The 20,385-nt window shown below is 46.0% G+C and carries 19 protein-coding genes; 3 read left to right on the top strand and 16 right to left on the bottom strand.

What is annotated here, in order from left to right; all coding sequences use genetic code 11:
- Positions 1-9 precede the first annotated feature (9 nt).
- The 6 genes from C1S73_RS17030 to C1S73_RS17005 form a co-directional block, all read right to left on the bottom strand.
- Complete coding sequence (locus C1S73_RS17030) at positions 10-702, bottom strand: ABC transporter ATP-binding protein (RefSeq protein ID WP_038870608.1); 693 nt, start codon at positions 700-702, stop codon at positions 10-12.
- A 22-nt stretch (positions 703-724) separates the two neighbouring features.
- Positions 725-2,008, bottom strand: coding sequence for an ABC transporter permease (locus tag C1S73_RS17025; RefSeq protein WP_038870607.1), 1,284 nt, complete (start codon positions 2,006-2,008; stop codon positions 725-727).
- A gap of 2 nt (positions 2,009-2,010) precedes the next feature.
- On the bottom strand, positions 2,011-3,225 hold the full coding sequence (locus tag C1S73_RS17020) for an ABC transporter permease (RefSeq protein ID WP_038870604.1): 1,215 nt from the start codon (positions 3,223-3,225) through the stop codon (positions 2,011-2,013).
- Positions 3,222-4,493: a TolC family protein gene (locus C1S73_RS17015; RefSeq protein ID WP_038870603.1), complete on the bottom strand. Its 1,272-nt coding sequence runs from the start codon at positions 4,491-4,493 to the stop codon at positions 3,222-3,224. The genes C1S73_RS17020 and C1S73_RS17015 overlap by 4 nt, the downstream gene beginning before the upstream one ends.
- Positions 4,486-5,622, bottom strand: a complete 1,137-nt coding sequence (locus C1S73_RS17010; RefSeq protein WP_038870601.1) for an efflux RND transporter periplasmic adaptor subunit — start codon at positions 5,620-5,622, stop codon at positions 4,486-4,488. The genes C1S73_RS17015 and C1S73_RS17010 overlap by 8 nt, the downstream gene beginning before the upstream one ends.
- Before the next feature lie 195 nt (positions 5,623-5,817).
- On the bottom strand, positions 5,818-6,666 hold the full coding sequence (locus C1S73_RS17005) for an MBL fold metallo-hydrolase (protein WP_038870598.1): 849 nt from the start codon (positions 6,664-6,666) through the stop codon (positions 5,818-5,820).
- Positions 6,667-6,923: 257 nt separating this feature from the next.
- On the opposite strand from C1S73_RS17005, the gene C1S73_RS17000 reads away from it, so the two are divergent.
- Positions 6,924-7,463: a TetR/AcrR family transcriptional regulator gene (locus C1S73_RS17000; RefSeq protein ID WP_038870597.1), complete on the top strand. Its 540-nt coding sequence runs from the start codon at positions 6,924-6,926 to the stop codon at positions 7,461-7,463.
- Between the two features lie 109 nt (positions 7,464-7,572).
- Entirely contained in the window at positions 7,573-8,082 is a 510-nt protein-coding gene (locus C1S73_RS16995; protein ID WP_038870595.1) for a GNAT family N-acetyltransferase, read from the top strand.
- Between the two features lie 54 nt (positions 8,083-8,136).
- Here the strand turns inward: C1S73_RS16995 and C1S73_RS16990 are convergent, their stop codons facing one another.
- From C1S73_RS16990 to C1S73_RS16955, 8 genes are all read right to left on the bottom strand, one after another.
- On the bottom strand, positions 8,137-8,550 hold the full coding sequence (locus tag C1S73_RS16990) for a hypothetical protein (RefSeq protein WP_038870594.1): 414 nt from the start codon (positions 8,548-8,550) through the stop codon (positions 8,137-8,139).
- Positions 8,547-9,080 (bottom strand): GNAT family N-acetyltransferase, encoded by a 534-nt coding sequence (locus C1S73_RS16985; protein ID WP_038870592.1) that lies wholly within the window; start codon positions 9,078-9,080, stop codon positions 8,547-8,549. Before C1S73_RS16985 ends, C1S73_RS16990 begins: the two co-directional genes overlap by 4 nt.
- Positions 9,081-9,126: 46 nt before the next feature.
- The gene (locus C1S73_RS16980; protein WP_038870590.1) at positions 9,127-9,897 is read right to left on the bottom strand and encodes a phospholipase A; all 771 of its coding nucleotides are present in this window, start codon (positions 9,895-9,897) and stop codon (positions 9,127-9,129) included.
- 67 nt (positions 9,898-9,964) lie between these two features.
- Positions 9,965-10,399, bottom strand: coding sequence for a GNAT family N-acetyltransferase (locus tag C1S73_RS16975; RefSeq protein WP_038870588.1), 435 nt, complete (start codon positions 10,397-10,399; stop codon positions 9,965-9,967).
- A 21-nt stretch (positions 10,400-10,420) separates the two neighbouring features.
- A complete protein-coding gene (locus C1S73_RS16970; protein ID WP_038870586.1) occupies positions 10,421-11,050 on the bottom strand; it encodes a class I SAM-dependent DNA methyltransferase in 630 nt (209 codons plus the stop codon).
- Between the two features lie 105 nt (positions 11,051-11,155).
- Positions 11,156-11,668, bottom strand: coding sequence for a protein disulfide oxidoreductase (locus tag C1S73_RS16965; protein ID WP_038870584.1), 513 nt, complete (start codon positions 11,666-11,668; stop codon positions 11,156-11,158).
- Complete coding sequence (locus C1S73_RS16960) at positions 11,665-13,776, bottom strand: protein-disulfide reductase DsbD family protein (RefSeq protein ID WP_038870582.1); 2,112 nt, start codon at positions 13,774-13,776, stop codon at positions 11,665-11,667. The genes C1S73_RS16965 and C1S73_RS16960 overlap by 4 nt, the downstream gene beginning before the upstream one ends.
- A 67-nt stretch (positions 13,777-13,843) precedes the next feature.
- Complete coding sequence (locus C1S73_RS16955) at positions 13,844-14,242, bottom strand: hypothetical protein (protein ID WP_038870581.1); 399 nt, start codon at positions 14,240-14,242, stop codon at positions 13,844-13,846.
- A gap of 139 nt (positions 14,243-14,381) precedes the next feature.
- Between C1S73_RS16955 and C1S73_RS16950 the strand changes: the two genes are divergently transcribed.
- Positions 14,382-15,287, top strand: a complete 906-nt coding sequence (locus C1S73_RS16950; RefSeq protein WP_038870579.1) for a LysR family transcriptional regulator — start codon at positions 14,382-14,384, stop codon at positions 15,285-15,287.
- 66 nt (positions 15,288-15,353) lie between these two features.
- On the opposite strand, the gene C1S73_RS16945 is transcribed toward C1S73_RS16950, so the two are convergent.
- Positions 15,354-18,488, bottom strand: coding sequence for an HD domain-containing phosphohydrolase (locus tag C1S73_RS16945; RefSeq protein WP_038870576.1), 3,135 nt, complete (start codon positions 18,486-18,488; stop codon positions 15,354-15,356).
- A 178-nt stretch (positions 18,489-18,666) separates the two neighbouring features.
- Positions 18,667-20,040 (bottom strand): melibiose:sodium transporter MelB, encoded by a 1,374-nt coding sequence (gene melB / locus C1S73_RS16940; protein ID WP_038870574.1) that lies wholly within the window; start codon positions 20,038-20,040, stop codon positions 18,667-18,669.
- Positions 20,041-20,385 lie beyond the last annotated feature (345 nt).

Raw genomic sequence — 20,385 nt, 5'->3', positions numbered from 1 at the left:
TAAAGAAGGTTACTCAGGCACTCTATCCGAAATCACCTTGCCATCTTTGATGGTGATGATGCGTTTGGTGCGCTCTGCTAGGGCGTTATCGTGCGTCACGATGATCAAAGTTCTACCTTCAGCGTGGAGTTGATTGAACAAGGCTTCAATCTCTGCACCGGATTTCGAATCCAATGCACCCGTTGGTTCATCCGCTAAGATGATTTGTGGATCGTTAACTAGGGCTCTTGCAATTGCCACTCTCTGTTTTTGACCGCCAGAAAGCTGGTTTGGTTTGTGGTCGAGACGATCCCCTAGCCCGACTTGCTCTAACAATTTAGCGGCGCGCTGGCGACGTTCTTTGGCTTTAATGCCAGAGTAAACTAACGGCAGTGCCACGTTATCCAACGCTGTCGCGTATTCCAGCAAGTTAAAGCTTTGGAAGACAAAGCCTATCTTTTGGTTACGAATACCGGCTAGCTCGTTCGGGCTTAAACTTGCGACGTTTTGACCACCCAATTGGTATTGGCCATCGGTTGGTTTATCTAAGCAACCAAGCATGTTCATCAAAGTCGATTTACCCGAACCAGATGGGCCAAGAATCGACAAAAACTCCCCTTGGTTGATGGTTAAGTCAACGCCATCTAGAGCGCGCACTTCCGCCTCTCCGCTTGCGTAGTATTTGCAAATGTTCGTCAGCTCAACCAATGGGGCGTTTGACATTTTCTCTCCAGAATTCTTTTTATTATTCACTTTGCAGCGCCTCCAGCGGGCTCACTTTTGCTGCTCGGTTAGCAGGTAACCAAGCAGATGCGACGCCAATAAACACCAAGGTGGTAATTACAATTGCAACGACTATCCAAGAGAGCTCAGGAACGGGTCTGCCAAGGCGTTCATAAAACATGTTGCCTTCTAAATTGATCGCACTAATTGCGCTAACAAGCGCGTAAGTCACTCCTAATCCCAATGCGCCACCTAACATCATGGTCATCAGCGATTGCACCAAATAGTGCAGACGAATCGCGGTTGGCGTAGCACCAACGGCCATGCGCACGCCGATGTCTCTGGTTGAACGCTTCACGGTTGCGTACATCACATTCGCAATCCCGACGCCCGCCACGGCAAGCGTGACAAAGCCAATGATGCCAAGAAAACTTTGTAGACCAACTAAGAACTGTTGCATGCTTTTCTGTTTAAGAAACATGTCTTCCACTTGGACGACTTGCTCGTCACTCACACTGGCACCATGTTTACGAGCGATCACCTGACGAATGGTCTCTGCGAGTTTTTCACGATCTGCATTAGCATTCGGCTCTACGTTGATACCGCCAATATCACCATTAGTGTGAAAGCGTTGCCACGTGGCTAACGGCACAAAACTGGCGTAGTTAATTTGATCACCCTGTTCGATTTCAGCACTGTTTTTCTTCAACACGCCAATTACAGTAAACTCTTCACTGCCAATCTTGACCTTTTTACCCACTGGATCGGCTTGTAACGTCACAGGAGCAAACCAGCTGAAGTCTTCATTAGGATTAAACAGATCCGCGGCAAGTGAATAACCCAATACAACCACCTTACGCATCTGCTTTTGGTCGAGCGGATTGAGCCAACGACCGCCATCCATTGGGATCAGATTGGTCATGGACGCAAAATCCGTCGTGACCGCTAAGGGTTCTTGCCATGAACCTCTATCGTCCACGGTGATACGCTCATCCCATACTGCGGTTGGCGCAACGCTTTTCACCTCTGGTAGGGCTTTAACGACATCGGTATCGTCGGCTTTTAAGGTTAGAAACTTACCTTGGTGGAACACACCATAATCGACAGTCGCCATGCCTCCGGTTAAGTAAATCAGATTACCGTTGCCATTTTGCGCGGTTCTCAATACGCCCTGACGAATGCCCTCGCCCACGGCCAGCATTGCGGCGATACACAAGGTCGCCCATGCCACAGCAAGAATGGTTAAACCCAAACGCAGCTTTTCTGCTGCCATTTCTTGAAAGATTTGTCTCATCGGTAGCAACATGATTACGCCCTCGCACTTAATGCAATTACGGGGGTGAGACGCGATGCTCGCCTTGCCGGAAAGTAAGACGCCAGCAATGCCAGAACCAGCGTAACTAGCAGTGACCAGGCGATAGAGTCTGGTGTGATAACCGGAAAACCTAACCACTCCGGTAAGGTAATGGAACCAAGCAATGCGACCACTAAATAAGCAACCATTAAGCCGAGAGCTGTACCGACCGCCACCAAAATGAGTCCTTCAAGGATGAACTGGTTGAGTATGGATTTTTGCGTTGCACCAATCGCCAAGCGTACGCCGATTTCTCGCGTTCGTTCTGTCACAGAGAGGAACATAATATTTGCGACACCAAGAGCGCCAACGGCCATGGTCATCGCACCGCTTGCCCCAAGGAAGATTTGAATGCCACGAAAAATACCCGTGATCACCGCTGCGCCCTCACTGAAGTCAGGCAAGTTAATCGCTTCTTTGTCGGTCGGGTCGAAGTGCAATTGCTTGGCATAGAAGTTAACAATGGCTTGTCGGAATGCGTTGCCATCCATACCGTCGACAGGCTTGAGTAGCAGCATCCACGGTTTGGCATCCCACAAATCAAGGTAGGTAGTTTGAGGGATGAAGACTTTACGGCTATCACCAAATGAAATGCCCGCATCTTCGTCTTTCATAATGCCGATCACCAAAAAGGGCACGCCATTAACTTTGGCCATTTGACCGATACTGATTTCACCCATTTTGGCAATTTGGTCGCCCAAAATCGCTACGCGAGTGTGATTGGCAATATCACTAGGCGATAGATTACGCGAACCCGACTCCAACTTGCGTTGAATCAATGAGAAATAGTACGGGTCTATGCCGCTAACAAAACTCGTGAGTTTTTGGCCTTTTTCATTGGTGATGTTTGCATCCCACTTGGCATACACACTGGATGCAGATTTCACAAAGCCAGATTGTTTGATCATATCGACTTTATCCTGCGGGATCTGAATCTGACGTCGTAAAGGTAATCCGTGCCAAGGTTTGCTGGTGCTCGATGGAAACGCGACTTGCACATTATTGACCATAAACGACAACTGCTGAGTTTGATGGCGATAAAAGCCCTCTCCCAGCGCAATCAAAACCACCACCGATATAACGCCCCACGCAATGGCAATGATGGCGAGCATGCTTTTCATGCGATGTGCCATCAGCGTTTGCCATGTTTGCTGCAATAAACTGGTCATGAATTAAACGCTCGAGAGATCAGTGCCATGGTGTCGTCATCTAACTTACCTGCAGTTTGCAACAAGCCGATACGCTGACGCCAATAGTTGTACAAGTTGGTTTGTAGGCTGTTTTTCGCCTCAAACAAGCTGTTGTGTGCACTAATCACTTCTGATACTTCGAGCAAACCCGCATCATAAAGCTTCTCTTTGCTGCGCAGTACTTTCTCACGAGAAGTAACCAATTCGTCCGCCATCAAAACTTGGTTCCAGTTGATGTCGACTTGAGTGAACTGCTGGATCACGCGCTTTTGAATATCGATTTCCACTCGACGTAGATCTTGCTTTGCACTTAGGGTATTGAGTGACGCCTCATCGACTCTGGCTCGTGTTGCGCCGTTCAAATCAATGGGCACACTGAGTGTAATGCCTGCATTGAACTCGCCGTCTTTACGTCGGTCATCATCGTTGTAGCCAACATTCCCTTTTAACGTTGGGTAATACCCACCTTGTGCAGAATCTTTGGCAAACTCACTGGCTTTCACGTTTTGCGCGGCCACTAAAAGTTCTGGACTACTGTCCTTCGCGAGCTTTAACCATTGCTCTTGAGAGTCCACCAGCAAGGGCGGTTGAACAAGGGAATCAGTACGAATTTGATCGACGTTTTGCGGGATTTGATTGATCAACGCAGCCAGTTCCGCTCGCTTCACTTCTAAGTCAGAACGCGCATTCAAGATACCGGCTCTGTCCGCAACTTGTGTTGCTCGAATCTCTTCGACATCCACCGATTTCACTTTACCCGCGAGATAACGCTTCTCGATGATCTTCAGCAGTTTGTTGCCTTCTTCCAACTTGGATTGCGCCAACTGCAAATCACCTTGTGCACTCGCAACATCCAAATACGATGAAAGCAATCTTTGTGCTAATTCATTATGTGATTGAGCCAGTTCAAGCTGAGCTTTGATGTAGTTGGCATTCGCTTGGTCTAGATCCGACCACAAGCTGCTGTCCCAAATGGTTTGAGAAAGCGATGCCCCATAACTATTGGTATTGTCGGCAGATTCGCTCCAATTCGCTGATGCTGTCGCACTCAAACCGGGTAAGAGTGAACTACGGCTTGCATCGACACCCACTTCACCAAGTTGAACACCAATTTTGGCTTTCTCGTAATTTGGATCACTTTGTTTTGCCTGTTGCCACGCTTGTTCAATCGAAATTGCATAGCTTGGTAAGCTGAGTGTTGCCGCTAAGATCGCAACACCAATTTTAGATAAGTGCAGCTTAGCCATGTGCGGCTCCCATCATCATGCTGTTATCGATGATCTCTTCATCTAGCTCAACACCATCTAACACTTCTACATTGATGCCGTCCGACAAGCCTAGCTTCACTTCCTGTTTGTGGAAGCCTTGCTCTGAACTATCAGGGATCAATACGTTTGGCGTATCGCCATCAAATTGCAGCGCTCGTTCTGGCAAGGTTAATACGTTCTCAGATTTCTTCAGTGTGATTTGTGCCGTTGATGAAAAGCCCGAACGCAGCAATACTTCTTTCGGGATCTTCAGCTCACCCACTTCGACCTCAAATCCGTTATCGAAGCTTTTTGCAGAGGCATTGCCTTCAGGCGAATTTAGGTTTTCTGATTGAATCGCCACTTTGGTTAGCACACCAGAGATTTCCACATCGGGATACGGCGCCACGGTTAGTAGAACTGGCATACCCGGAGAAAGCTGCGCGGCATCATGCTCGCTCACGCTGCCTTTGAAGATCAGACTGTTCATGTCCGCCAGAGACATCATTTCTGTCGCGGCCTGGCTAGATTCAGTTGAGATGATTGGCTCACCGACTTCGACTTTGCGGTTTAATACTGTGCCATCAATTGGTGCGTAAATGGTTGAGGTTAAACGAGCGTCACCAATGGAAGCTTCACCGCTGCGAATTAATTCGAGGTTCTGGCGTTTTTGCAGTACGTTCGCTTGAGCCGATTTCACGGTTGAACGCGCACTAACGTATTCATCGTAATTCTTTGGAATGATGTCTTGCTTCACCAAGCTCTCTAGGTTGGCGAGCTTTTGTTTGGCTGATTCGAGGTCCGCTTCACTGCGCATTAAGTCTGTTGAAGCATCAGTAAGCGCTTGAGGCGTCGGGTTCGGACGAACCTTAATCAATGGCTGGCCTTGCTTGACCTTTTCACCGACCTGAACGTACATCTCGCCCACTATGCCATCGATTTGTGACTTAATAGATACCGAGTGTGCAGGGACAATATTGCCGACTGCCACCGCTTGTTTCTCAATGGTTCCCTTTTCCACTGCCAACGTCGGAAACGCCTCTGGTTGAGCCGAAGATTGCAGATAGAAATACGCACCGCCGCCAAGTAATGCAACGCTCACAGCAGCGACAAGCCAAGTTTTTGCCATTATTGATTCCAATTATTGTTTTGTAGTCTTGTGACCATCTGATGAACATAAAGTTCTAAGGATACCGTGGTTTGAAGCCGCTAAAACTGTCATATTTGGTAAGGTTTTGTCAGGGCGCTTTGACAATAGGCAAGATGAATAGCTGAGATTGGAATTTGGCTCACTCACAATCATAAACGTTAACAGGGTCGATGATTAAACCTCAACACAACGACCCGTTGGCAAATGATCCAGACGATCACCAAGCACTTCTTTCAGTAAATGATACGCCTTCATGCCCGTGCAATGGCCCGTGTAAAACTTCTCAACAGGGTATCTAGATAGCGCTATCCCTAATGCTTTGATGTCATCTTTAGTGCCGCCAATGCTATTAAATACGGGTAAGCCCACAAGATGAAAGCCACCCACTACCGCTTTGATCCTGTCGTTCGGAAACAACTCAACGGCGGTTTGAATCATGTTCAATACTCCGCTGTGCGCACATCCCGTGAACACAACCAAGCCATCTTCTTCCTTGATCACCAAAAGTAACTCGTGTTCAAAAGCATCTTGCTCATAACCGCCGTCTTTCGATTGGGTATAGAGGTACTGATTTCCTTTGGGTTGTGGGTACTTGTCGCTGATCTTGGTAATCACATGAACATTTGGAGCAACTTGCGTCGTTTCGCTTACCTGCACTATGCGGTCATTGGTTGTGTCTAACAAAGCTTTGTCGATACCAACATCACTCTTGAAACCGAAAGCTCGAAAGTAGTAATCCTGATCTCCACACGATTTTAAATAGACTTTGGCCACATTATTTTGCTCTAGAAAGTGAGAAGTACCGTTGCAATGGTCATGATGCCGATGAGAAATAACCGCGAGATCCACTTCTTGAATATTAATATTAAGTAAAGGCGCGTTGTCGCAAAACGTTCGCCCACTGCCCATATCGAACAACAATTTGGTTCCTTCAATGTCGATATGCAGCGATAAACCGCGCTCGACACAGAGATCGGTTCTGTGCTCAAGACGAGAATTATCAACGAGAGTGGTAACGATCATGGTGCCTCCTAATGGCGTTGAACCGCTTTAGTGGATGAGACAATAACGAGGTTTGATGCTTGTAGAAAAAAGTAATGGTAATTGTGTGATTAGACAGAGGTTTACAGTATCCGTTTTCTATCATGCTTGATTTTCACTTCGCTGCTAACACATCAATCAAGCGGTTTTGATCCTATTAATACTTGACGGAGGATCAAGAAACGCACTATCATTCGCAAAACTGACCAGTTGGTCAGTCAGTATATAGAGTGAGCACGATGGACAAACGACAACAGATCATTGAAGTTGCAACGCAGTTATTTGCGGAACATGGCTTTGAGAAAACGCCAGTCTCCACCATTTGTGAGAAGGCTGAGATTTCAAAAGGTTTGGTGTTTCATCACTTCAAAAATAAAAACGAGCTGTTGAGAGAAGTTTTTGTTCATATCACACAGATCATTGAAGAAACGGATAAAAATGATGAGCATTTATCCAACGAAGAAGGTGGCATTGAAGCGATGATCCACTCGATCTTCGATGGCATGACAGTTCCTGAACATCGCAAGATTTACCAGTTCAACTTTAGTGTGATGGTTCACCCGACAACCAGAGCGATTGTTGTCGACCTGATAGACGAACGCTACCAAGGTTTGCAGGCATCCACTGAAGAAGTCTTCCGCTCGCTAGGGCACACGAACCCGGCAGTGGTGACAAAAATGTTCATCGCAGAGATCGACGGCATTGCCATGAACTACTTACTGAATGAGGACTTCCCTATCGAAGAAATCAGACAAGAGTTCATCAAAAAGTACTGTTAGAAATACCAAAAATCATGCACATATCGATGCGTGATTTTTTTGATTAAACTCACTGACTGAACAGTCAGTCAGCACACCTATGAAATAATAGAAAACAAAGGAGAAACCAATGAACACACCTTATCAAATTCAATACGAAGCGTTCGCAAAAGCAGGTGGACTATATGACGAGAGACACGCCAAACTCTATGCAGAATTTGCCGACAATCTTATTGCGGATGGTAGCTTTTCAATCGTCTACGAAGGCGTGGCACACGCATGCTATACCCCTATCGTAATTGACGCAGCACCACACCTAAAATGCTATGTACTTGCGCCACTAGCCGTACTACCTGAATACCAAGGTAAAGGCTACGCGACAAGATTGATGGAAGAAGCAGAAAAGCAGTTAGATGCTGACGTTATCTTTGTCATGGGTGAGCCGTTCCACTATGGAAACCGTTACAACACGCCGCACAATGTGTTGCCACCAGTAAGAACGCAAGCACCTTTGGAATGTTGGTTTGCACGTGAATTAACACCAGGCGCATTAGATGGTATCGGCGAATCAACCTCATCAGTCAAAGGCCCTTACGCAGAACCATTGATGTGGGGTCATCCAGACGAACAGGTTCAATAACGCCTAAATAACAAAAGCCCAAAACACTTGTTTTGGGCTTAGTTGAATAAGATTCTACTGGTCACAATGTGCAAAGACTCTTTGCTTGTCAGATAGTTTTTTAGCGGCTTCTTTCGCTAACAAAATTTGTTCTTGGGTAGCTTTGAATTCAGAGCCTGTTCCCGGCCAGTAGTACCCTTGCTCATCATGACAAAGAGTGATGATGATTGGGTCATTTCCAATTTTAGGGGAGTCTCCAATCTCTGTGTACATATCGAAAGTGATGTTGGTAGTAATGTGGCCTCGAACTCCATCCAACACCTTAGCTTGAACCTTATAGTAGTTATCTCCACTGTCTTTCTCCGGTCCCTCAAAACCAGTTAGTACCACAACAGCCGAGTATGGAGTCTCTTCAACGGCAGTTGGAAGCCTCTCATTTGCTACTGCTTCAGATCCAATGAGAGTCATTAAGCATATTAGCCATTTCATGCTTTCAACTCTTTTAACTGCATATCCAAACAATCCTGAAGTTCGTCGCTAAGGGCAGGAAACACCGCATACTCTTTCAACACACCTTGTTTCTTAAATCCACATTTTTCGAGCACGCGAATACTGGCTTGATGGTCGATATGAGGCGCTGTATGAATCTGCTCGACTCCGATACTTTTCAGATACTCAATCCCGAGCTTACACGCCTGAGTCGCATACCCTTTACCTTGATAATTTCTAGAGATCCCAAAGTGAATTTCGCTATGACTGTTTTCAGGGATTAAGACTAAGCAACCAATGGGAACTTGAGTTGCGCTTTCTTCAATTGCGAGTACCAAAATACTAGGGACATCCAGCTCATATTGGGTTCGCCATCTATTGATAGCTTGTAACGTTTGACTTGAACTTTGATGCGCTTGTCGGTTTAGGTACAAACACGCTTGTTCATCACCAAGGTAGTTTTCAAACAAAGGAGCGGCATCTGTTTCTTCAAGGTACCTAATTGCCACATCTTGCGCTTCAACCCTCATTCACTTCCCTCTCGAACAAGTTTCTTTGGGTGTTAAAGGCTGGCCACTAAAAGTCGAACGCAAATCCGGCTCCATACGCACTTTCGTCGAAGTTGTAATTAGAGATTGTTAGGCCGTAACCTGTTTCTGCTTTCATGTAACCTCTTAGCCCTTGATAAACGGGGAAGTTCCAAGATGCGCGATAGAAACCCTTTTCCCAATCTTTTGTAAACACGTTGGATACCGTGAACTTTAGTTTGTGATCATTTTCAGAAATCCAAGCTGCTTCTAGCTCGCCATACCCAAGAAAGTCAACGATATCCGGGTTGTAATGGTGACTACCAACATCAAGCCACGTCTTAAAACGGACAAAGCCAGAGTCAAAGTGCCACTTGTTATCTAGGTATACGCGATTCCAACTGACTTCATCATTGCCACCCGCACCATTGGATTGATGCTCAAAACCAAGCGAAATGCGCCAAGGGTTTAAGTTCCAACGATAGAAGACGGCAGGATTATATTGGTCATCCCTAAAGTAAGCAGAATCATCGTATGCCTCCCAGTTAGAGCGCTGGGTATAAGAGACAAAAAGCCCATCATCACCAAAAACCAGTAACTTATATTTCATGCTGATTTGGAACTGAACCATGACATCTTTCGCATCATGACCGTTAGGATTAAGCGGAGCGAAGCGCTCTTGATTTACCTTTGATTCCTTATAGAAAGGCAATAAATAGTTGTCTTCATGAGCAGAGAAACGTCTCTCCTCTGCATAGACCTCTGTTACAAATATCGATGTAAAAGCAGCAAGTACGCATACTTCTTTACGGTTAAGCATCATCGTCCTTTTTATCTGTAAATCCATGAATTCAATATAGAAGATAATTAGCAACTTATCTGTTGAATCAACCTATCTTGTCTTGATAAACATCAGGTTGCCATATCTGCATAAAGTTCTCGACAGGCTCAATAGGCTTAAAGCCGCACTGTTCATAAAGGCCGTGTGCATCGCGCGTCGCAAGAATCATTCTGCGTAGACCTTGAAGATCTGGGTAGGACACAATTTCAGAAACCAACCACTTACTAATACCACTGCCGCGGTAATCAGGGAGCACGAAAACATCGGCGAGATAAGCAAAGGTGGCTTTGTCAGTAATAAGGCGAGCAAACGCGACTTGTTGATTCGAATCAGTAAACACGCCGAAACAAAGAGAGTTTCGTATGGCTTTATCTAACGTTTCTCTCGGCACACCTTTCGCCCAATAGCTTTGCGAGATGAATTGATGGATACAATCAAGATCCATATCTTCAAAGGCGGTACTGATGCGATACCCTTGCATGTTGCTCTCCATGACAGTTAATTAACTTTGCTTTTTTAGCTCCAAGAGCAGGTAACGACATACATAGCCAGCACCTGATGTGTAACCAACGAGGTTTTCTAGTGATACGACTTCAAGCCCTGCGTTTTGGCTGAATTCACGGACTTCGCTCTCGGTGTAAGCGGTATGTACAACCGCGCCACTGTAGGTATTTCTTGGCAGGTCTTTTCCATCTGGGTCGTGACATTGGAAACTGATAAAACAGCGCCCGTCAGCATTGAGCTTGTTAGCAATGCATTGAAGTAACGGCTGGGGTTTGGCAAGAAACTCCGTGAAACCAAGCGCGGTTATGATGTCGAAGGTTTGATTGAAAATTGGAGAGAAAGGTTGGTCGAGGTTATGAACACTGACGCTTTGATAGAGGTTTGTTTCGCGTGCTTTATCGACCATTTTGGATGAGATATCCAAGCCATGCAGAGTAACTTCTGGGTAATGAGTTTTGATGACTTCCCCGATGCTGCCTGTGGCACAAGCCAAATCAAGAGCAGAAACTTGTTGGAGATTAAGCGTTTTTAGCTTCCCATCTATCCAACGCGGACCGACATATTGGCTGTCTTCGATTAATTTCTGATACCGCTCAGATACTTCATCATACATTGTGGCAACGTCCATGATTCCTCCTTGATCGTTGAACGCTGCCAATGTAGCACGCCATACTCACCTACACACTTATGTCATTGTAAAAGCGTGAAAAAGGTCGACGTGCTACACATTAGTTTATGCCATCCAGATCCTTGCCAGAATGCCCATTGGCGTTGTGACTCCTGTGGTGATTGAGCTCACCTCTCCATCTTTTAATACATAGATAGTGGGCGTCACACTGATGCTCCATTCTTGCATAATGCTGCTTTTCGGATCGTTGATGTTGTTGAACTGGTAACCTTTCGCCTGCATGAATTGGTCTACCCGTTCTTGCGGACCTGACGCACCTGACACAGTGACGACTTCATAGTAATCACTCAGCCAACTCACGCTTGGGCTAACAAACTTACATGCCGGACACCAGGTTGCCCAAAAGTAGACCACAACGGGCTCTTCATGACTTTTGGCGATCACGTCCATATATTCACCATCAGCCATGACTACGCTTAGCGGCGGCGCTTGCTCTTTAGGAATGTCTTTGGTGCGATACCAATCCATGGCGACCGAAATCACGGTCACCATAAGCACCATTTGCAACGCTTGACTAAGCCAGTACTTCAGCGATTTGCGCTTTTTTACTGTGTTCACTTAATCGTGCCTCCACTTGCTTGTTCGATTGCTTTCACCACAACATCGTCAGTCAGAATCACAGGCAAAGGAATACCCTCTGGCGCTGCTGGTCCATATACGATGTTAAATGGCACACCAAAGCGACCGTGTGCACGTAGGAAGTCGGTCACTGAGCCGTTCGGATGTGTCCAATCACCTTTCAGTGTCGCCACATTCGGACTTTGCAACAGTGAATAAACCGGATCTTGCCAGATCACACCAATCTTGTTCGCTTTACAGGTCACACACCAATCTGCCGTCACATCGACAAATACCACACGACCATTTTTCACGTGCTCAGTGATGGCTTCGTTAGAGAGTTTTTCCCAAGCCAAATCTTCTGGCAATGGCGTAGCCCAATGATTTGCAGTCACACTGCCTAACACCAAACCACCAGCGATCAGAACCAAAGAGGCGCTGCCTGAGATAGCTAACGCTTTGTTGCCATAAATATGCTTCACACGTGCCATGATCGCGATAAACGCTACCAAGCCAATCAAGATAACCCAGAAGATTGGTAAGTGGTTTGCCATCAATGACAACAACCAAACGCTAGTTGCCAGCATCATGATGCCAAAGACGATTTTTACGACATTCATCCACTGACCCGGTTTTGGCAGTTTTAAGGCAATACCTGGGAAGATCGCCACTAAAATCCATGGCAGCGCCATACCAATCGCAAGTGCGGTAAAGACTGCGAATAACGTGATGACATCAGCACCTAATGCGAAAGCTACCGCTGTGCCAAGGAAAGGTGCAGAGCAAGGCGTAGCTAGTAGTGTCGCAAACATGCCTTGAACGTAATGCCCCACTAACGAGTTATCGCCTTTTGACGCCAACCAAGTATTGGTACCTGAAGAAAGACGAATCTCAAACAAGCCCAACATATTGGCACCGAACAGCGCAGTAACTAAAACCATCACACCAAGGAACCAAGGGCTTTGGAATTGAACGCCCCAGCCGATAGCGCTGCCTGTAAGCTTAAGCACCAAGATAAAGCCAGCTAAGATCCAGAACGAAGTCAAAATACCTAATGAAGACGCGATGAATTGCGTGCGAATTTGGCGGCGTTCTACCCCCTGCGCGGCAACAATACTACTTAGCTTCATGCCCAGAACCGGTAACACACAAGGCATGATGTTGAGAATCAAGCCACCGAGCAACGCAAATAGGAAGATGCTCACCAGTGATGTACTTGGCAACGTCTCTGTGATCAATCCTGTTTTAACAGGTGCCACTTCTTCTGCTAGCAAGTTGCTATCTTTAATTGAAACGAAAACCGATTGGTTATCCAGTTCCACATCACCCAGCCACGTGTTTACTTTGTAGTTTGCTGTCAGGGTATTGCCTTCTTGGTGCAGCCCAAGCAGTTTGAAACTGTAATCGCTGGTGTTTTCATCGACACCATCAACCAGCACCTCTGGTTTTTGCCAACCTTGTGAATTGGTCAGTTTGATTTGTAGTTTAGATTGGTTGGCATCCCAGTTTGCTTCTGTCACATCAATAAACGGCGAAGCTTGAGGCACACTGCTCACCGCTTGCGCATAGCTGAACATCACACCTTCATCGACTTGTAAGTCAGAAGGCATGAAGGACAATTGAATATGGTAATCCGTCAGGACACAAATCGTTGTGCACGAAGAAAGCGTCAATGTCGCATCAATCGTCACAGGTTTAGTCATATCTTCAACGTGCAAGGTCATCGGGAAAAGCGTGTCGCCTTTGTAACCCAGCGTTTCAATACCAAGCAGTTCATATTTCTGCGGATATGGCCACTGCCAATCCACCTTAGTTAGGTTTTGTGATTTTTCCCAATCAATGGATGGCGCAACACCGCCCTCGCCCGGCGAACGCCAGTAGGTTTTCCAGTCGCCGCTCAATTTGACATCGAGATATCCCGTCAGCGTTTTTGCTTTAGGATCGTGTTGGCCAGTAAGGACAAAGCGTGTTTGCACAGGTGGATGCTGAGGGTTGGTCAACCATCCCGTGTCTGTCGTTTGTGCTTGGGTAATTAGCGAGAATAAGCTCAGTGCCAGCGTCATGATAAGCATCAACGCGGCTTGAGTCGTTTTTTTCATGTGGTTCATAGTTATTCCTAGTTAAAAACAAGTGTAGAGAAAAACTGACGATACGAAACTCGTCAGAAATCACTTGTCATTCGCGGAATACACACAGGGTGAGATGGACTCGATACTTTTGGACTATCGGTTCGGTCCATTGTCTTTTGCTGGCGAACGCACAACAGCGCCACACGACAAGCGCGAAAATGCCAACAAATAATACAACGACCAAGGTTTCCAGTTGTTGCTGAGCAAATTGAATCAGCTTTTCAGACAATTCACATTTACTCGTGTCATGCCCTTTTTCTGCTTTTACGATTTTAACTTCATCGCCAATGAGCACAGAGGTAGAGCTAGAGTCATATTGCATAGCACAACTGAACATCAAGCCAGAATTTTTCATCAAGCACACAACAATCACCCAGCCGATTAGTGCTAGGAACCATTTTCCCTGTTGTCGGGACGCGGCAGATTGTAGAGTGGATGAGTGCATTCTAACTTCGATAAATGTGGAAACGCGGGAAATCATACGCAAGTTAATATAAACCTCAAGTAGTATGATTTTTTGAACAGCGCGTTTTCGTAACTAACTGTGATAGTCTTATGACTACCGTTTCTGTAAATAATTCAACATGCTCAATAAAGTTAATCTTGCTGATATTCGCTCCTTCGTTTTGATCGCTCAACTGGGTAACTTCACCAAAGCGGCAGAAGCGCTTTCCGTCTCTCGGTCTCATGTGTCTCGCCAAATCAGTGGACTTGAAGCACAAATGGGTGTGACCTTACTGACTCGCACCACGAGAACATTACGCCTCACTCACGCTGGCGAGCATTTCTATCAAGAGTGCGAAAAAGCGCTGCACGACATCGACCAAGCGTTAATCGCTGCTGTTGACGATACTCAAGAAGTGCGCGGCTTGATTCGCGTAAACTGCGTGGGTGGCTACATCGGTGAAGACATCATTGCTAAATACGTCAATGAGTTCATGTTGGAATATCCGAACATCACCGTAGATTTGGATTTCTCTTCACCACGTATTGATTTGATTGAAGACCAATTCGATGTCGCAATTCGCATGGGCGAGTTGGAAGACGCAGGATTCGTCGCACGCAAATTGATGATGATCGATATGGTTACGCTTGCAAGTCCGAACTATCTCAAAACGTACGGCGAACCTGTCACGCCAAAAGAACTGGCGAAGCATCGTACTCTGACAGGCTCAGTCACTCGCTGGAGTTACCGTAACGTTGCTAACCCACAAGAGCACAGCGATGTCATCGTGAAAGGTAATCTACGCTGTAAAAACGGACGTGCACTGGTAATGGGCGCGCTATTCGATAACGGCATCATCCGTGTCCCTCTCAGTTATTGTGATGACGAGGTCGAACAAGGCAAACTGGTTAAAGTAATGCCAGAATGGGAAATTCCGTCGGTGCCACTATCAGCGATTTACCACCGTGATCGCTACCAACCTAAGCGCCTGCGCACCTTCATCGATTTCGTCAAAACCAAATTTTCACAAGACTTTGATGTTTAAGTTTGGCGCATAAAAAAGTGCGTAAGAACCGAAGCTCTTACGCACATTTTTCAAGCTGAATGAAGGCTAAGATAACTTTTCTAAATAGCTCTCTATATCGACATCATCGATAAGCTCATCCGGTAAATAGCGCTTGGCGTAACTTAGGTAAGTGCCACTGGTTAACAGCAGCTTAAATACGTCTTTATCAATGTGACCACCGAGTGCCATTTTCGACATAATGCTGATTGCCTCACTCAAGGATTTGGCTTTCTTGTAAGGTCGATCGGCCGCGGTTAACGCTTCAAAGATGTCAGCAACCGCAAGAATACGCTCCGGAATCGACAGGTCTTCGCCCATCAATCCACGCGGATAACCAAACCCTTCCATCGCCTCGTGGTGAGTCGTAGCATAACGAGGTACACGTTCTAACTCTGGCGGGAATGGGATGCTCTCTAGCATCTTAATGCCGCTGATCATGTGCTCATTAATCTTAAAGCGCTCTTCTGCTGATAACGTACCGCGCTGCACCGCCAAGTTATAAAGTTCACCATGGTTGTAAAGCTTCTCTGGCACCGTCATATTAATGCCAAACTCAGGGTCAAGATCAAACGGCTGCTCACGCTCAATCACATGCTCAGGACGGTCAGAAAGCAGCTTCTCCGTTGCTGGCGTTGGTTGTGGTTCATAGCGTGTTTCTTCTAATGGCGATAAGCCAAGCCCGCAATCGAAGTAACGCGTCCACTCTTTCTCAGCCAACTTGTGTAAACGTTCGATGCCTTGATCCGACATAAACTCCGCCCCCACGTTCGCACTGGCGACAAATTCGAACTCTTCTTTCAGCGCAGAAAATTCTTTTTCAAGTGCTTGCTCAGGTTGTTCATCGACACCCATAATTTTTAGTTTTTTGAGTAGATATTGAATCTGCGCATCTCGCCACAGCACCTCAAAGCGCATGCGAACTTCGTGAATTCGATTGTAGTTAGTTTCTAGTTTACTGCCTTTATCGACCACGTATTCCGGCGTGGCGATCTTACCGCAATCATGAAGCCAAGCGGCAATACGGAATTCACGGCGCTCCTCGTCATTGGCAAACTCAAAAGCTCCAAACGCACCTTGGTCAGATTTCTCTGCCTCTTCCGCAAGCATCAACGCAATCTCCGGCACACGGTTACAGTGACCTGCCGTATAATGTGACTTTTCATCGATGGCGCGTGCGATAAGTTGAATCACGGAATCAAAAAACTCATTTTGCCTTTGTTCAAACTGCTTAAGCGAGTTGCTGCCTCGCATCAGCGAAAGACTAAGTTGATGAATTTCCTCAATGCGAGAATGCACACGCTGCACTTTGTCGTATTCGCGATCACGTACAAACCTGACTTGCTTTCTCAATGCATTGATGGGGTCTGAGATCGGTTTTGCCATTTCCCACGCGACGGGAATGAGTAATGCAAGAACAAACAACGATGCGCCCACAGCATATAGCGTCACTTCATTTACGCCTGACATGACGTAAGACTGTGGAATCACGACAGCAAAGTAACGCTCTTCCTTATGAGTGAGTTTGGAGACAAAAACATACTTGTCTTTCCCATTGAGCGTCACTAGTTGAACGGAATTGATGAACTTAGGATCTTTGGCAAATTTGACCAGCTCTTCGTATGGCGTAAAGGTATAGGTCGACACTGCTGCCTTACCCTCAAACCATTTTTCACGCAGCTCTTTTCTTTGCTCTGGCGTAATCGCGTCAATAGCACGGTTAATGATCTCAACTAAAGGTCTTTGTTCCTCATTCGCCAAGTAGTAAAACGCGTTGGAGAGGTTTGAATCCTTAACCAAAGTGATGGCTAAGTTCTGACGAAATGTTTCGCGTATTTTGTTGGCCAATATTTGACGGATGTCGAGCACAGCGACGATGTCACCATTCAATACCCCGTCGATCGCATCGTGCAAAGAAGCGTAATTGACGATGGTCATTTGTGGGTAAGCTTCTAACAAGTCATCTTGAATGCTCCATCCTTTTAGCAAGCCAATTCTTTCGTTCTTCACTTGCTCTAAGGTATTGATGTGCTTGTTCTCTTCTGTGGTGAGTAACGCAAACTTTGCGTGATAAAGAGGTTCACCCACTACGCCAATGCTCGAAAGGTCATCTTGGTCGGCAATCGATTGAAGAATGTCGATATTGCCATTTTTAAAATCGTTGACGAGCTCATTCCAACGTCGACCGTTCACAAACTTAAACTTTAAGCCGGTCATTTCAGAAATCATCTTGAACAAATCAATCGAGAAGCCATTTGGGCGACCGCCAACGGTGTAATCAAGCGGAGCCCAATTATTTTGGTTCGACACTTTCAATTCTGGCGTTTGGGCGACCAGTGCTCGTTGCTCATCAGTTAAGTTCACCGGAGAGACCAAAGGTAAGCGATCTTCGATGTCGACCATCTTGTTAGTTGCAATCAATCGGCCATTGGCCCGATAAATAAACGCCTCCGCTTCTGGCGCTTTCTTGTTTTCGACAAAACGGTTAGTGAGTTGCGCCTCTAACGAGGAGAGAAGAATGTCCACACCCACCACAGTATCGGATTCTGGCACCTTAATGGAAAAGGTTTCCCCAGATACTTTTAGAGTGTTGAACAAATATGGAGAAGTATTGTAAATGTCATCATGGTCAGCATTTTCAAACCAGCTGCGTTGAGTCGGGATGAAGTTACTAAACTCATCTAAAGCATGGCGTGATACAAAGTTTTCATCATAGTAAATACTTACCTTACGACGATCTCGCTTCACTCCGCTATGCGCGATCAACAACCACTTGTCCCCTGGTTGAGCATCTACACGTGAGCGAATTTCCTCTGAGGAAAGGTTGATCAACTGGAAGAAGTCGTTGTTCGCTTTGGCAACAAAAATACTATGAATGCCGGGCTCTCTTACCAACAATTTAGACAAAGGGATAATGATGCTCTCTTCGGGCGTATCTACCCCGATGAGCGACACTAACTGCGCGCCGCTTCGTGCCACGTTCTCAGCTAAATTTTGTAGATTAGATAAATGACTAGATACACCTGTCGCGATGGTTTGATATCGGGTGAGGGTGTGTTGCAGCTCAGTTTTCCTTGCAAAATGGTATTGCAAAGTAATCGCCACACCTGCTGTCACTAGGGTACAGAAGACAAACATCAACCCTAGCACTGTCCTTAACGAAATCCGTTTACGTTTCTTCATCGTTTCAGCTTGGAGTAATCCAAGCGCCTTAATCCTTTAACCAACTGAAATTATTGTCTAAAAATTGAATTTAAGCCAATCACGAAATTTTATCGAAGCAAACAAAAACGCCTCCATCGGGAGGCGCTTTATCTTAGTGACTAAATTGAGTTGGGGTACTTAAGTGAAAACGTAACGATTATGCTTGTGCTGGAACGCTTTCAACTTGAGTTTGTTGCTCAGCTTCTTCTTTGTTGAAGCCTTCGTGTAGATGGTAGTAACGTTGGTAAATCACGCCACTGATGGTCATCATGATGGCAGGTAGACCAATCATCATAAATTCTAAGCCCATAATGGTGCTTGCTGATTGCTCTACGTTTGGTACGTAACCCACAACAGACAGACCAACACCCACAATGAAGCCACCTGCTGCGCCTGCGAACTTCACAAGCATGGTTTGTACTGAGAAGATAACGCTCTCGCTACGACGACCTGTTTTGTGCTCACCGTAGTCCACAACGTCAGCCAGCATTACAGTTTGCAGCGCGTTCGCAATACCCACGCCAAACTTAATTGCTGCACCCGCCATACCAATCATTAGCGCGTTAGCTGGAGCGATAAAGCCCATCAACAGTAGAAGTACACAAGACAGAATTGGGAAGCCACACGCGATAGGCCATAGAAGCTTGCGTGGAAGGAATGCTGCAAGACGTGGGAATAAGAACACACCCGCGACTTCTGCCGCACCTGCGACCGCCATGTAAACTGGGAATAGCTCTGCGTTACCCAGTGCGTAAGAGAAGTAGTAAATCGCAAAGCCACCAACCAATAGGTTCGCAATTTGGAAAGACAGAACCGTGCCGATTAGCGCTTTAAGCTGGTCGTTTTTACCGATGATAGTCAAAACGTCTTTGAAGCTGAATTTCTCTGCTGGTTTTGCGTTAGCTGGTGCCGCTTTCTCTTTTACGTTACGAGCAATCAAGAATGCGCTCATCACAAACAGAACCGCAATCAGCATCGCAACATTGAAGAAACCGTCGCCTTGGTTGCCGTTACCTAACTCACCCACAATGTGCAGACCGTAAGTACCAGTAATGAACCATGCAAGGCTCGCGAACAAACGTGGCCATACCACAAGCTTTTCACGTTCTTGGCGAGAGCTTGATAGCGCTGGAATCATTGACCAGTATGGGATATCCATAATGGTGTACGTTAGGCCCCAAAGGATGTATGCCGCCGCTGCGTAGATGTAAAGCGTAGTGCCTTCAAACATGTGAGTACTGAAAAGGCCGACCAGCACTACTGCGTTTAAAAGCGTACCAATCACAATCCAAGGACGGAATTTACCGAATTTTGAGCGCGTGTTGTCAACAATCACTCCCATCATTGGGTCAGTGATGGCATCGATAACACGAGCGGCTAAGAAGATAGTACCAACGAAAGCAGCAGACAAGCCGGCTACGTCAGTGAAGTAGAACATTAAGAAGATGTAGATAGGTGCACAGGCAAAGTCTTTACCGAGTGCGCCAAGGCCGTAGGACAGCTTGGTTTGTAGCGTAATTTTATCAGACATAATAGTTCCTTAGTGTCGTACTGCTATTCATTCCCCTAACTAGAATTCATAACGTCGACGTCTTTTATTTATATTTCGATGCTAATGCTACTCACACACTGAATGCCTTACTGTGATCAAAAACTGCTTTATGGAAACGTTTACAGGCAAGTTTTCAAAATGAGACATCGAACAATATTTAGACCTATTAATGCGAGGAGATCGTGTTATTTACGTCATTTTATCAACACTTTACGTTCATTGAGCATGAGAACGATTTCAAAACGGTCAATTAAAACCAACGCAAAAAGCCGTACAAACTTGATGTCTGTACGGCGATAGAAAACCAATGAGAAACGATGAAAT

Source organism: Vibrio jasicida 090810c (assembly GCF_002887615.1).
Taxonomy (GTDB): Bacteria; Pseudomonadota; Gammaproteobacteria; order Enterobacterales; family Vibrionaceae; genus Vibrio; species Vibrio jasicida.
Note: the sequence above shows the minus strand (reverse complement) of the source record. Positions and strands in the feature narration are given on the sequence as shown.